Origin of the sequence: Nonomuraea sp. NPDC059023 (assembly GCF_042740095.1) — a bacterium.
Taxonomy (GTDB): domain Bacteria; phylum Actinomycetota; class Actinomycetes; order Streptosporangiales; family Streptosporangiaceae; genus Nonomuraea.
Genome location: NZ_JBHYIO010000016.1, coordinates 213,911 through 228,092, shown reverse-complemented (window position 1 = coordinate 228,092; position 14,182 = coordinate 213,911). Strand labels below are relative to the sequence as shown.

The 14,182-nt window shown below is 71.3% G+C and carries 8 protein-coding genes; 4 read left to right on the top strand and 4 right to left on the bottom strand.

What is annotated here, in order from left to right:
- Positions 1–58 precede the first annotated feature (58 nt).
- From ACFWYW_RS27220 to ACFWYW_RS27205, 4 genes are all read left to right on the top strand, one after another.
- Positions 59–766, top strand: coding sequence for an SRPBCC family protein (locus ACFWYW_RS27220; RefSeq protein WP_379625124.1), 708 nt, complete (start codon positions 59–61; stop codon positions 764–766).
- A 102-nt stretch (positions 767–868) separates the two neighbouring features.
- Positions 869–3,538, top strand: a complete 2,670-nt coding sequence (locus ACFWYW_RS27215) for a CDP-glycerol glycerophosphotransferase family protein (protein WP_379625126.1) — start codon at positions 869–871, stop codon at positions 3,536–3,538.
- Positions 3,535–4,596, top strand: coding sequence for a glycosyltransferase (locus tag ACFWYW_RS27210; protein WP_379625128.1), 1,062 nt, complete (start codon positions 3,535–3,537; stop codon positions 4,594–4,596). The genes ACFWYW_RS27215 and ACFWYW_RS27210 overlap by 4 nt, the downstream gene beginning before the upstream one ends.
- A 32-nt stretch (positions 4,597–4,628) precedes the next feature.
- The gene (locus ACFWYW_RS27205) at positions 4,629–5,249 is read left to right on the top strand and encodes a Uma2 family endonuclease (RefSeq protein WP_379625130.1); all 621 of its coding nucleotides are present in this window, start codon (positions 4,629–4,631) and stop codon (positions 5,247–5,249) included.
- A gap of 39 nt (positions 5,250–5,288) precedes the next feature.
- On the opposite strand, the gene ACFWYW_RS27200 is transcribed toward ACFWYW_RS27205, so the two are convergent.
- The 4 genes from ACFWYW_RS27200 to ACFWYW_RS27185 all read right to left on the bottom strand — a co-directional run bounded on the left by ACFWYW_RS27200 (position 5,289) and on the right by ACFWYW_RS27185 (position 14,134).
- Positions 5,289–6,332 (bottom strand): sulfotransferase family protein, encoded by a 1,044-nt coding sequence (locus ACFWYW_RS27200; protein WP_379625132.1) that lies wholly within the window; start codon positions 6,330–6,332, stop codon positions 5,289–5,291.
- Positions 6,333–6,353: 21 nt separating this feature from the next.
- Positions 6,354–7,148, bottom strand: a complete 795-nt coding sequence (locus ACFWYW_RS27195; protein WP_379625134.1) for a CDP-alcohol phosphatidyltransferase family protein — start codon at positions 7,146–7,148, stop codon at positions 6,354–6,356.
- A 35-nt stretch (positions 7,149–7,183) separates the two neighbouring features.
- On the bottom strand, positions 7,184–10,678 hold the full coding sequence (locus ACFWYW_RS27190) for a CDP-glycerol glycerophosphotransferase family protein (RefSeq protein WP_379641092.1): 3,495 nt from the start codon (positions 10,676–10,678) through the stop codon (positions 7,184–7,186).
- An 81-nt stretch (positions 10,679–10,759) separates the two neighbouring features.
- On the bottom strand, positions 10,760–14,134 hold the full coding sequence (locus tag ACFWYW_RS27185) for a CDP-glycerol glycerophosphotransferase family protein (RefSeq protein WP_379625138.1): 3,375 nt from the start codon (positions 14,132–14,134) through the stop codon (positions 10,760–10,762).
- Positions 14,135–14,182: the final 48 nt, after the last annotated feature.

The window sequence follows — 14,182 nt, the reverse complement described above, 5'->3', positions numbered from 1 at the left end:
GGGGCGCCCCTTCCGGGGTGCCCCCTTTCCGGCGTAATGTCGCAAACAGGAGGCGTCGATGGCGATGCGGTTCGAGCACGAGTTCACGGTTCCGGTCCCGGTGGAGCAGGCTTGGGCGGTGCTTCTCGACGTCGAACGGGTGGCGCCCTGCCTGCCCGGCGCGGCGCTCGACCTCGTGGAGGGCGACGAGTTCACCGGCAGGATGAAGGTGAAGGTCGGCCCGATCACCGTGACCTACCGGGGCACCGCCCGCTTCGAGGACGTCGACAAGGACGCCCACACGCTCACGCTCAAGGCGTCGGGCAAGGAGGCCAGGGGCTCGGGCACCGCCTCCGCCACGGTCGTGGCCAAGCTGACCCCGGCCGGCACGTCGAGCGCGGTGAGCGTGGAGACGACGTTCAACGTGACGGGGCGGCCGGCGCAGTTCGGCAAGGGCGTGATGGCCGAGGTCGGGGCGAAGCTGATCGACCGGTTCGCGGCCAACCTGGCGGAACTGCTGGCCGAGCCGGGGGTGGAGGCGGCAGCCGTACCGGGGAGCGCGGCGCACGATGACGAGGAGCGGCACCTGAGCGCGGTCCCCGACCCTGCGGCGGTCGCGGACGCGCACCCGAGCGGGACGCTGCGCACCTCGCGCACGGCCGACGAGGAGGCGCTGGACCTTCTGGAGGTCGCGGGCGCGCCGCTGCTGAAGCGGGTGGCGCCGCTCGTGGGCGGGGTCGCGCTGGTGGCGCTGATCATCTGGCTGATCAGGCGTTTTTTGCGGTAGTTAAGGCGAGATCAGCGGTAAAAACACCATCAAGTCCGGACACATCACCCGAAGAGGGGGAATGCCTGAACCCGAGTGTTCGACTTCTCGGGGGAGATGGGCATGCCGGACTGCACCGTTGTCATCATCACCTTCAACGATGCCGAGCGGGTGCCCAGGGCCGTGCGCTCCGTACTCAGGCAGACCCTGCGCGACATCGAGGTGATCGTCGTCGACGACGCCAGCACCGACGGGACGGCGCGGGCCATGGACGCCTTGGAACGGTCCGACCCCCGAGTCCGCTACCTGCGGCGCGAGCGCAACAGCGGTGGCTGCGGAGCGCCGCGCAACGACGGCATCGACGCCGCGTCCGCCCCGTACATCATGTTTCTGGACAGCGACGACGAGCTGCCCAGGCACGCCTGCAAAAGCCTGCTGACCGAGATCGAACGCACCGGAACCGACTTCGTCTCCGGCCAGATCTCCCGCTACTACGAGCCCAGCGGGCGGCTGGAGCGCTACTACCCGAGCCTGTTCGCCCGCCGCCGGATCGTGAACGGCATCGCCGAGGACCCCGAGCTGTTCCTCGACTCCTTCAGCACCAACAAGCTCTACGACGTCACGTTCCTGCGCCGCAACGCGCTGCGCTTCCCCGAGGACATCCACTACGAGGACCACGTCTTCGCCACCGAGCTCTACGCGACCTCGCGACGCTTCGCGGTCGTCCCCTGGGTGATCTACCACTGGCACCGCGCGGCGGAACACACCTCCATCTCCCTGAGCATCAAGGAGATGGACAACGTACGGCACCGCATGATCGCCGCCCAGCGCAGCGACAAGATCCTGCGCGACCACGGGCGCGAAGACCTGCTCCCCGAGCGCCAGCACCGCTTCCTGCGCCAGGACCTGCGCGTCTACCTCAACCCGCTGCCCGCCCGCGACCTGGTGTGGGTCAAGGAGTTCGCCGCGGTCGTCCGCCCCTACCTGGCGACGATCCCGCACGAGGTCATCGACCGGATCGAGCCGATGGCCAGGGTCTGCTGCCACCTGATCCTCGACGACCGCATCGACGACCTGCGGGTCGCGGTCCGCTCGCTCACCGGCGCCGCCGCGCCGCCGCGCGCCGCGATCCGGCACGAGGGCCGCACCTACTGGGGCACCACGCTCACCCCCGGCATGGACATCACCCGCCTGCGCCTGGCCGAACTGCCCTTCAGCGCCGCGCGGCTGCGCCACGAGGTCACCGAGATCGCCGCGGACGCCGGCAGGGTCGCGATGACCGTCCACACCTACGACCCTTTCGGCGCGCTGCCCACCGAATGGAGCGCCTTCCTGACCTACGGCGGGCACCGCTTCCCCATCCACCCGCATCCCAGCGGCGACGGCTACGTCAGCGAGATCGTCTTCACCCCCGAGGGCAAGGGCGAGCCGCGCATCGGCTTCACCCGCGAGCGCGACGGCCACGTCACCACCGACCGGCTGCTGGTCGACCCGAACATGAAGCCGATCCCGCTCAACGGCTACACCGTCCAGGCCGCGGGCTCGTCCGCCTTCCTGCGCGTCACCGCCCCGTCGGTCCGTCGCAGGCTGGCCGGCAAGATCAAACGCGAGGTCCTGTCCCGGGTGAGCACCCAGGCCATGAAGCTGCGCGTCTACAAGGCGCTGATCAAGGTCGTGCCGCGGCGTAAGGACCTGGCGCTCTTCGAGTCCGACTGCGGCAAGGGCTACACCGGCTCCCCCCGCGCCATCTACGAGGAACTGCGCCGCCGGGAGCTGCCGATCGGGGTGATCTGGTCGGTGGCCCGCGGCAGGAAGAACTTCCCCGAGGACGCCGGCCTGGTCCGCCGGATGAGCTGGCGCTACATCTGGATCATGGCCCGCGCGGGCATCTGGGTGGACAGCCACGGCTTCCCCCTCGACTACCCCAAGCCGCGCGGCACCCGCTACCTGCAGACCTGGCACGGCCAGGGCATCAAGTCGATCGGCTTCGACGCGCCCGACCTGCGCGCCGACTTCGCCGGCCCGCGCGACCAGTGGCGGGCCGCCGTCGCCCGCTGGGACGCGCTGGTCGCGCCGAGCGCCGAGTTCACGCGGGTCTTCGTCCCGTCCCTCGGCCACACCGGCCCGCTCCTCCGGTACGGCACGCCCCGCTGCGACGCCCTGGTCCGCGGCGAACCGGTGCCCCGCGTCTGGGAGGAGCTCGAACTACCCCCTGACAAGAAGATCCTGCTCTACGCCCCGACCTACCGCGACACCGCCAAGAGCAGCGGCAAGTCCGTACGCGTCGACCTGGAGGCGATGGCGGAGGAGCTGGCCGGCGACTGGGTGATGATCCTGCGCACCCACCCGGTGGAGCGCTACCACGTCCCCCAGCACGTACGCCACTTCGTCCGCCCGGCCGGCTCCTACCCGGAGATCAACGACCTGATGCTGGCCTCCGACGCGTTGCTGACCGACTACTCCTCCGTCATGTGCGACTACGCGGTGACCGGCCGGCCGATGTTGTTCTACATCGACGACTGGGACCAATACCGCCTGGCCGAGCGCGGCGTCTACCACGACCTGCCGTCGATCGCCCCCGGGCCCTGCCTGACCAGCACCGAGGACGTCATCACCTGCCTTCGGGCGCTGCCCGCCGTACACACGTCGTTCTCGGAGAAGTACGCGGCCTTCCGCGAGCTGTGGTGCGCCGACGAGCGCGGCAACGCCTCGGCCCGGGTCGTCCAGGACTTCTTCGCGGTGCCGCTGGAGCAGCCCGTCACCGACCGGTCCGTGGTCTGGGGGACGCGGTGAGCATCGTCTTCGCGTGCATGGACGCCGACACGCTCGGCGGCATCCAGCAGGTCACCCACACGCTGGCGCAGGGCCTGGCGGTGCGCGGCCACGACGTGCACGTCATCGGCCTGCACCGCTCGACCACGCCCTTCCGCTACGTGGCCGAGCCGCGCTACCGCAAGCACGTCGTCGGCCGGCGCCCCATGGGAGGCGAGGGCCGCCTGGCCCGCCGGGCCGCCGACCGCCGGCTGCGCGCCGTCCTCGAGTCGATGACGCCCGGCTTCGCCGTGCTGACCTCGCCCGGCGTGGTCACCCGCCTGGTCCCGATGCTGCCCCGCCGCCTGCGCCCGATCGGCCAGTACCACGGCTCGTACGAGCACGCCCGCGGCTCCTGGCACCTGGGTTCCATCCGCAGGCACTACCCCCAACTCGACCAGGCCGTCTTCCTGAGCGAGGACGACGCCTGGCTGTTCTCCGAGCACGCGCTGCTGCCGAACACCTGGTCCCTGCCCAACCCGCTGGCCGCCTGGCCGGCGCGTACCTCTCCGCTGACCAACCCCAGGGTCCTGGGCGTGGGCCGCCTGGAGGGCGTCAAGCGCTTCGACCGCCTGATCAGCGCGTTCGCCCGGACCGGCCACCCTGAGTGGGAACTCCACCTGCTGGGCGACGGCGCCGAGGAGTCACGCCTGCGCGCCCACGCCGAACGCGAGGGCGTGGCCGGCCGCGTCGTCTTCCGCGGCAGGGTCCCGGCCGCGCAGATGCCCGCCGAGTACATGAACGCCGCCATCCTGGCCCTGACCAGCGAGCACGAGGGCCTGCCCGTCGTCCTGCTGGAGGCGGCCGCGCACGGGGTGCCGTCGGTGGCCTTCGACGTCTCCGGCGGCGTCCGTTCCACCGGCCCAGAGCTGGTCCCGGCGGGAGACGTGCGAAAATTCACCGCCGCCCTGTCCGACCTCATGTCCTCCCCGGACGAACGCCGCCGCCTGGGCGCCGCCGCCCGCACCCGAGCCGCCGCCTTCCGCCTCGACCCCATCCTGGACGGCTGGGAAACCCTCTTCGCCCACATCGCACGCTAAGCTTTCGCCAGGTTCATGAGCGGGAGCTGCCGATGAGTGTTGGACCAAGCTACGCCGCACAGCTGGACACGCTCGACGCCTATCTGGCCTTGGACGAGGAAACTCGCCAGGACATCGAGGTGGTCGACGGCGTTGCCGTTGCGCGCGAGCAGCGAGGCCGCGGGCACCAGAAGACGGCACGCCGAATGGCCGAGGCCCTGGAGAACGGCATCGAGAAGCATCGCAACTCGCTGTCACGGCCGGAGAAAGCGCCATGCGTGGACGTGAACACGGAGATCGAGGTCATCCTGTGGGACGTCCCGCTCCATCTCAGGAGACCGGATGCGGTCGTGCACTCATGTTTGGAACCTGGCGAGTGGCTCCGGGCGGAAGATGTCATCGTGGCTGTCGAGGTGCTGTCACGCCACTCGATCGTCCGTGACCGGGTCCACAAAGCGGCCGAGTATGCGAAGGCGGGCATCCCGCACTACCTGATCGTCCAGTTCGACGATCAGGGTGCCGTCTCCATAGAGCACTACGCTCTGGTAGGCGGCACTGACTACAGCAAGATCAAAGTCACGCAACGCGACATGGGCGGGCCGGCGCTGAGCATGACGACGCCGTTCGTTCTCGACATCGACTGGTTGCAGCTCGACATCGCGCCCATCGGCTGACCGGTACGGCGGAGAGGCTCCGCCGTACCGGCGAGAAGGTCAGACGCGTTCGGTCAGTGGGGTTTCGGCGCGCTGCTGTGGGATGCCGGCCAGGGCGCGCTGGCCCGAGGTGAGCAGGGCGGCGACCGGGCTGGGCTCGCGCAGGCGGTTGATGCGGTCGCGCATGCCCTTGCGCATGCGCGAGGCCCGGCGCTTCTGCATGGTCTTCTGGAAGGCCAGCACATGCTCCTTGGCCGCCTTCTCGGTGCCGCTGAGCTCGTAACCCATGGACTCCAGGCGCTCGCCGAGCACCTGCTCGCACAGCGCGATCTCCCAGTCCTCCAGGCGCGTGGACCAACTGCCCACGCGGGACTTGGTGACCTCGCCGTGCGTGTTGCTGTGCCACACCTTGTGGACGGGAACCGCCACCTGGGCGGCCTCGCGCGGCGAGAGCATCGCCTGGTCGAAGTCCTCCTCAAGGAAGTGGCAGAGCTTCTTCATCTCGGTGGTGGGGTCCTCGGTGAGGTCCTCGTAGCGCAGCTCGTAGTAGCTGTCCTCGGGCATCGACTTGCGCAGCTTGACCCCGGCGTCCATGGCCTCGGCCCAGGTGGAGATGGCGTGGAAGGAGTCCAGCGTGTACCAGGGCATCTCCTTCAGCGACGACACGCAGTCGCGGCCGTCCCTGATGAGGTGGACGAACTGGGCGTCGGGGAAGAGACGCAGGAGCAGGTCGACCTGCTTGACGTAGCTGGGCCGCTTGTCGCCCCAGCGGGCCTTGCCGAACCGGTCGGCGTACATGCGGAAGGCGGTGCCGATGACCGAGCCGAGCGAGCCGGGCCCGTCGGCGGACTCCCGGACGTAGTCGTCCTTGTCGATCTTCAGCTCGCGGAACTTGGTGTTCTTGTCGGTCGCGATCCACTGCGCCAGCGCCTGCCGCGCCGAGGCGACCCGCAGGTCCCCGAAAACGCGGCGCCGGTAGTAGGCCGGCACCAGGAAGCGGGTCTCCGGCGGCACCGCGATCCGCGGGTGCGAATGCAGCATGAGCTGCAGCATCGTGGTCCCTGAACGTGGACACCCGATGACGAATATCGGCCGATCCGACATAGCTTCGTTACCCCCGAAAACTTAGACGAGAACGTGCTCTCGGCTCTCCTGGGAGGACACGACGGCGAAGCGCCGCGCGAAGAGCCACATGCGATACACCAGGAAGATCTCGTTGACCAGCAGCAGCACGCTGGCGGCTGCCGAGACCGGGATGAGCGCCGCCGCTCCGATGAGGGGCGCGACCACGAACACGGCGGCGTGGAACTCGATTCCGCTGATGAGATGGGAGCGCACCCGCCTGCGCGCCAGGTACTTGTTGAGCCTGCGCATGAACGACGGGTGGCGCGCGGGCCGGACGACAACCTCCTCGGAAACCGTGGGCTTGGGCGGCATGCCCTCCCTGATCGCCTCACGGACTCGCTTCATCTGCGGCGCGTTCACGTACCTGAACAGATCCAGGACGGCCACCGCCGCCCCCAGCACGATGAACTCGACGTTGTGCGTGAGCATGTACTGCCCGATGGCCAGCCCGGTGGCGCAGAACACCACCCGGACCCGGTCCCCCACGTAGTCGAGCCACAGGCCGAACGGCGTCCCCGTGCCCTTCAGCCGGGCGATCTTCCCGTCGACGCAGTCGATCATGAAGCTGAGGTAGAACACGACCGCCCCCGCGGCCAGTTCGTCAACCGCGAAGCAGGCCGCCGACACCAGGCCGAGGACCAGCGAGAAGACCGTGAGCGCGTTGGGTGTGACGCTCGTGCGGTTGGCGACGATCAGCGCGACCCGGCAGGCGACCGGGTCCACGAAGTACACGGTCCACCAGGAGTCTCTCCGCTTGCGTGTCGCGTAGACGTCATCGAGCGAATAGGTCCTCATGGATTCCAGCATGGCGACCCAGGGTCGGGAACCGATTACTCTCTGGAACTACTGGAGAATGTCCATGCCGCTTCTTGACCATCCCGGAGGACTCGGCCGAAGATCCGGCTCACCACGCGCGCCGTCGCGCCGCCGTCGTCGAGTTCGCAGAACCGCTCACGGAAGCCCCGGTACGCCGCCGCGTACCCGGCCGCGACGCCGTCGAGGTCGGCCAGCGCCCCGATCAGCGCCTCGGAGTCGCGCACCAGCGGCCCCGGCGCACCGGCTTCCAGGTCGAAGTAGAACCCGCGCAGCTCGTCCCGGTAACGCTCCAGGTCGTAGGTGAAGAAGACCATGGGCTTGCCGGTGACGGCGAAGTCGAACATCACCGAGGAATAGTCGGTGACCAGCGCGTCGGCGGCCAGGTAGAGCTCGGCGACGTCGGGGTGGCGAGTCACGTCCACCACGAACCCGTCGCCGGCCGGGATGCCGGCGGTGACGTTGCTGTGCCCGCGCACCAGCAGCACCGTGTCCGCGCCCAGCTCCGCCCTGGCCCGGTCGAGGTCGATGCGCAGGTCGAAGCGGTAGCGGCCGTGCGCGTGCTCGTCGTCGCGCCAGGTCGGCGCGTAGAGCACGGCCCGCTTGCCGTCGGGCACGCCGAGCGCCCTGCGCACCGCCCTGCCGCGCTCGTCGGCGCCGGGCGAGAGCAGCGCGTCGTTGCGCGGGTAGCCGGACTCGACGACCTCGCCCTCGAAGCGGAAGGCCCTGCGCATGATGGGCGTGCTGAAGGCGTTGGGCGAGACCAGCAGGTCCCACTGGCGCACGTCGGCGGCGAAGCGCTCCAGATAGGCGGCGCCCTCCGCGCTGAGCACGGCGTCCATGTCGAAACCGATGCGCTTGAGCGGCGTCCCGTGCCAGGTCTGCGCGTAGATCTGTCCCGGCCGTTTGCGGAACCAGCCGGGCATCGTGCTGTTGGCCACGATGTAGCGGGCCGTGGCCAGCGCCTCGACGTGCTCCCTGCTGTTACGCACCACGGACCGCGCCCCCACCGGTACGGCGAAGCGTCCCTCCCTGCGCACCCAGACGAGGTCGAGACCGCTCCCGGCCAGCGCCTCGAAGACGGCCCGCGGGCTGTCGGAGCACTGCTTGCCCTCCCAGCTGTCGAACACGACGCACTCGCGCACCGGCTCGCGGCGCAGCGCCGGGTAGACATCCTGCTCCAGGAGGCGGCGGGCGTACCGGCCGCGTTCGTCGTCGGCGAGCGCCTGCCTGACGTTGAGCAGGAGCGCGCCGGTGCCGGACGAGCGCGGCGCGAACTCCAGGTCGTCGTGCACCCGGACGGCGGGCAGGGGCGCGGCCCCGTCCGTGACGACCGGGCCGCCGCGGTCGTCGAGGAGTTCCCAGGCTCCGGGCAGCATCCCGGCCGGGTTCAGCACGGCGCGGAAGCGGTCCTCGTCCCAGGTGACCTCGAACGGGTGGGCGTCGCCCTCGATCCGCCGGCCGGCCCGCAGCCCGGTGGGACCGCCGAAGTGGTGTCCGGTGACGACCAGTTCGCCGGCGGCCGTCCAGTGGGCTTCGGCCAGGACGGGGCGGTGGGGGCGCAGGACGAGGTCGGCGGAGCCGTACCCGGTCTGGGTGAGGACCGCTTCCTGCTCGCCGGCGCGCACGCGGACGGGCGGCAGGTCGTCGGCGGCGAGCGGGAGTTGTTCCTCGCCCGCCTCGAAGGACAGGCTCCAGCGGCTGTCCTCGCCCTCCCACAACATGGGGTCGGCGAGCGGGCTCCTCGGCGGGTCGGCGAACTCGGCGGCGGGGATCGTCACGGTGAAGGCCTGGTGGCGGTCGTCCTCGGGGGTGAAGGCGGCCGGGCGGCGCACCTCGGCCCCGTCGCGCCGCCTGGTGGCCACGAGGACCGGCGGCTGCGCGCTGGCCAGGCGCCTGATCCAGCCTTCGACGAGCAGCCCGTCCTCGGCCGTACGGCAGGCGGTGACGACCGCCTTCGGCTTGCGGACCCGGATCTGGAAGCGTCCCGCCTCGGTGAACAGCGGGCGTACCCAGCAGCGATCGCCCACCGCGCGGGCGGCCGGGCGGCGCTCGGCGACGTCGGGTGACAGACCGGCCAGGCCCTCCCTGGCCTGTCCCCCGGCGGTGACGGCGACGCGCAACTCCCACGTGCCGGGAGCCCAGCGCTCCCCCGTCTTCAGTACGCCGGCGGGCACCTCGGCCGTGAATCCCGCCCAGTCGAGGCAGACGTGCGACTGCCCGGAGGCGGCGGTGACGTCGGGCCGCCGCTCGCGCGTGAGCTTGAGCGTGACCCGGGTGCCGGAGCGGGTGTCCTGCAGCCACGCGCGCAGCCCGTCGCGCTCGGCCATCTCCAGCCGCTCGATGTAGGCGTGGCCGCGGATGCGAAGGGTCTCGCCGTGCCAGGCGGCCGCGTCGACCTTGGCGCGCAGTGACAGGTCGCGCTCGGCGCGCAGGAGCGGCTCGGGCACCCGTCCGCCGGCCTCGGGCAGGTCGTGGAGCAGGCGGCGGCGCAGCAGGCCCCGGCGTACGATGCCGGCGGGCTCCTTGGCGCGGCGCTCGGCCTCCAGCGCCCTGAGCAGCGCGTCCAGGTCGCCGTCGGCGGCCAGCGAGTACTTCAGCCGGTGGGTGGGGCCGAGCTCGGCGATGGCGGCGTCGTCCACCTGGTTCAGGTATCCGGTGGCGAGGTCCAGCAAGGTGCCGCGGTCCTCGGGCGAGGCGGCGGGCAGCGCCTCGATCACCCGGCGGACGTCGCCGATGAGGACGGTCCGGTCGAAGGCGTTCTTCAGCTCGGGCGCCTCGGCGGCGAAGAAGCCGGCCACCTCGTGCAGGCCGCCGACGCGGCTGCGCAGGTTGGCCAGTTCGCCGTCGCGCTGGGTGATGGACGGCGCGCCGGCCCCGTCGCGCTGACGGTAGTAGTAGACGACGTCCCTGACCACGTCGGCGGTCCCGGCCGCGACGTGGGCGCGCATGGTGACCGGCACGTCCTCGTACAGGCCCGGCGGGAAGGCGAAGCCGCCGGCGTCCCAGAAGGTCCGGCGGAACACCTTGTTCCAGGCCGAGCGGTCCCACAGCAGGCGGTTGTCCCTGCGCACGTGGGTGCGGGGGCGGTCGGCGTGGAACAGCCCGCGTGGCAGCCACGAGCGGTGCACGCCGGTCGTGCCGAACGTGCGCACGTCGCCGGAGGCCAGGTCGGAGCCGGTGCTCTCCAGCGAGCCGACCAGCAGGTCGTAGGCCTGGGGCGGCAGGAGGTCGTCGCTGTCGGCGAAGGCGAGGTACTGACCGCGCGCCTGGCGCGCCCCGGCGTTGCGCGCCGGCCCGAGCCCCTGGTTCTCCTGCTGGATGAGGCGGAAGCGGGGGTCGCGGGCGGCGTACTCCTTGGCGATGACGGCGCTGCCGTCGGGCGAGCCGTCGTCGACCATGACGACCTCGACGTCGGTCAGCGTCTGCCGGGCGAGCGAGTCCAGGCAGGGCCGGAGGTATCGCTCCACGTTGTAGAAGGGGACGACAATACTGATCTTCGGGCAACCCATGGATCCAGCATCCTGAGGACGTCCCGGGCGTGGCGCCGGCATCGCGATCAGCCGGGGCTCCCGTTGCCGAGATTTGGCGTCTCAGCCGAGAATCCGGTCCACCGCCCTGGCCGCGGCGTGGCCGTCATCCAGGGGGCAGTACTTCTCCAGGAAGGCGGCGTCGTATCCGATCTCGGCCGCCCTGACCGCCGCGACCAGTTCCCGTGTGGTGGCGGCCACCGGGCCCGGCGTCCCCGCGGCGTAGTCGAGGTAGAGGCCGCGTACGTGGTCGCGGTAGTTGGCCAGGTCGGGCGCGAAGAAGACCATGGGCCTGCCGGTCACCGCGAAGTCGAACAGGGCGGCCGAGTAGTCGGTCACGAACACGTCGGCCAGGCCCAGCAGGTGGGCCATCTCCGGGTAGGCGCTGACGTCGATCGCGAAGCCGGGCTCGCCGAGCGGCTGCATGGCGCCCGCGGCCCTGGAGTGGGCGCGGACCAGGAGCACGTGGTCCTCGCCCAGCCCTTCACGCAGCTCGGCCAGGTCCAGCATGAGGTTCATCCGGTAAAGGTCGCCCCGGCCGATCTCGTCGTCGCGCCACGTGGGCGCGTACAGGACGGTCTTCTTGCCCGGCGGGATGCCGAGCCGCTCGCGCAGGCCCTCGGCGGGCGGGCGGCGCAGCACGTCGTTGCGGGGCTGGCCGACCTCGGCGATCTCGCCCCGGTAGCCGAAGGCGCGGCGGAAGATCTCGCTGCAGTACGGGCTGGGCGACAGCAGCAGGTCCCACCTGGCGACGTCGCCGGCCAGGCGCCTGGCGTAGTCGATGGCGGCGGGGAACGGGTGCCGCCTGGCGTCGTGCCCGATCGTCTTCAGCGGGGTCCCGTGCCAGGTCTGGACGTATTTCTGGCCCTCGCGGGCGACGTACCACTCAGGCGCGCAGTCGTTGGAGACGATGAGCGCCGCCCTGGCCAGCGCGTCGACATGCGCGGCGCTGCCGCTGAGCACCGTGCGCACGCCGGCGGGCGGCTCGAACCGGCCGTCCGCGGTGACCCAGACGCACTCGCGCGCGTCGCCCCTGCGGCGCAGCTCCTCGAAGATCGCGCGGGGGTTGTCGGAGTACTGGCGGCCCTCCCAGGATTCGAAGACGGCCAGGTCGAGGGCGGGCATGGCGCGCAGGCGCGGATAGTCCTTGTCCAGGGCGCGCCGCAGCGCGGCCCTGCCCGTGGCCGCGAGGGCGCGGACCCGCAGCTCGGCGACGTCCTCCGCGTCCGACTGCAGGCGCAGGTCGTGCGCGCCCACGGTGATCTCGGCCCCCGCCTCGCGCAGCGCGCTGTTGGTGAGCCCGATCGCGGCCCGTCCGGCGTCCGTCGCCGCCGTGAGCTGCCAGGTTCCCGGGGCCAGCGGGAGGCTCTGCCCGAAGACCGGCATGGCGGCCGGGTCGAGCTCCACGGTGAAGTTCTGGCCCTCCCACGTCACCGGCAGTTCGTGGACGCCGCCACCGCCGGAGCGCTCCAGCCGGAAGGAGGCGGGCCTGGCCGTACCCCGGTCGTGGCCGCGCAGCGTGAGCGAGCGCGCGTCGGTCCATTCAGCCGACAGTACGGCGGGCCGCCGCTCCCTGCTCGTCGCGGTGAGCGCGCCGGTCCGGGTGGCGCTCAGCCAGCGTTCGCCGCCGGGGGTGGCGCCGGAGCCGTCGGCCCAGTGCTCGGCGGTGTAGATCTTGAAGCGTTCCTTGCCGCTCTCCAGCCACACCGCGCCGGAGAATCCGGCGTCGTGCGGGATGAGGACGCGGAAGGCGGTCCCGTCCTTGCCGCGCAGGAACTCCACCGGCAGCCGGGTCGTAGTGTCTGCCGAGGTCAGCTCCCCGGTACGGACGGCGGTGAAGACGCGGCCCCGCAGTTCGAGCCCGCCGGGCAGGTCCGCGCAGGACTCGGCCACGACCCGCACCGACCTGGCCCGCACCACCAGGTGGCCCTTGCTCCTGATGGTCTCGACCTTGGCCGAGCGCGACAGCCAGCGGTTGAGCGACTGGGCGGGCAGCACGCGGGCGGGCAGGGGCAGCGGCAGTTCGGCGTGCGCGCGGCCGTTGCGCACCTCGACCAGTACCTCCCAGGTGGTGGCCGAGCTCGCCGGCGTCCAGAGGCCGGTCACGTCGAGGTCGGCCTCGAAACCCGAGTCGTCGTAGACGCCTGGCTCGCAGCCGTGGGCCTCGCTGACGTCCGGCCTGCTCACCCTGCGGACCGGCACCTCCACGCGGCGGCCTTCACCGGGCTGCAGCCACATCCGGATCTTGGAGCCCGCGGCGTCCAGCCCCTCGAAGTACGCGTGCCCGCCGACCCGGAATCCGGCGCCCGCCTCGATGACCCGGTCGGCCTGCGCGAGCAGGGTCACCTCGGCCGGCCGTACGCGGAACAGCCGCGCGGGCACCCCGCCCTTACGGCGCAGCGGATGGTCGACGTAGAAGTTGGGCCAGCGCCGCCGGACGGCGAACGCCCGGCCCGTGCGGCGGTCGGTCAGCAGCCGGGTCAGCTCGTCCGCCTCGCGCGTACGCACCAGGTGGTAGGCGAGCCGCTCCAGCCACGGCAGGGACATGGAGACGTCGCGCGGGATCGCGGCCAGCAGCGGCTCCAGCCGGTCGAAGAAGCGCCGCCGGTAGTCGTCGCGGCCGCCGTCGGTGAACTCGAACGCCTTCAGGAACGGCACGAGGTCGCTGCGCAGCACGTGCTCGTCGTAGAGCGGCAGCAGCGCCGGGTGGTCGCGGCGCAGGAAGTCGCGCATGGTCTCGATCGTGGAGACGCGGTCCTCCAGATGGCCGCGCTCGCGCCGGCTCTGCGTGATCGAGCGGGTGCCGGAGTCGCGCTGGCGCCAGTGGTAGACCACGGTGCTGAGGACGTCGACCGTGTCGGCCAGCACGTGCGCGGGGACCGCGACCGGCGTGTCCTCGTAGTAGCCGGCGGGGAAGGCCAGCTCGGCGGCGTCCCAGAACGCGCGCCGGTAGACCTTGTTCCACACGGTCCTGTCGGTCATGAGCACGGGCATGCGGCTGACGTGGGTGCGCTCGACGGTCGCGGCGAACATGTCGGCGTGCAGCGGCGAGCGCCACGTGGTCACCGAGTCGAAGCAGCAGACGTTGCCGCAGGCCAGGTCGGAGCCGGTGCGTTCGAGGCTCTCGATCAGCGTGGCGTACGCCTCCGGCGGCACGTAGTCGTCGCCGTCGGCGAAGGCCAGCAGGCGGCCCGAGGCCAGCGCGATCCCGGCGTTGCGGGCAGGGCCGGGGCCGCTGTGCTGCTGCTGGAGCAGCGTGAAGCGGCGGTCGCGGCCAGCGAAGTCCTTGGCGATCACCGGGCTGAGGTCGCTCGACCCGTCGTCGACGCAGATCACCTCGAGATCCGGGAACTCCTGGGCCGCCAGCGAGGACAGGCAGTGCTCCAGGTAGGGCTCGACGTTGTGGAACGGTACGACGACGCTGAGCACAGGCGTCACGAAGCTTCCTCCCGATCGACGTGCAAACCGCATGTCAGCATGGCCAAA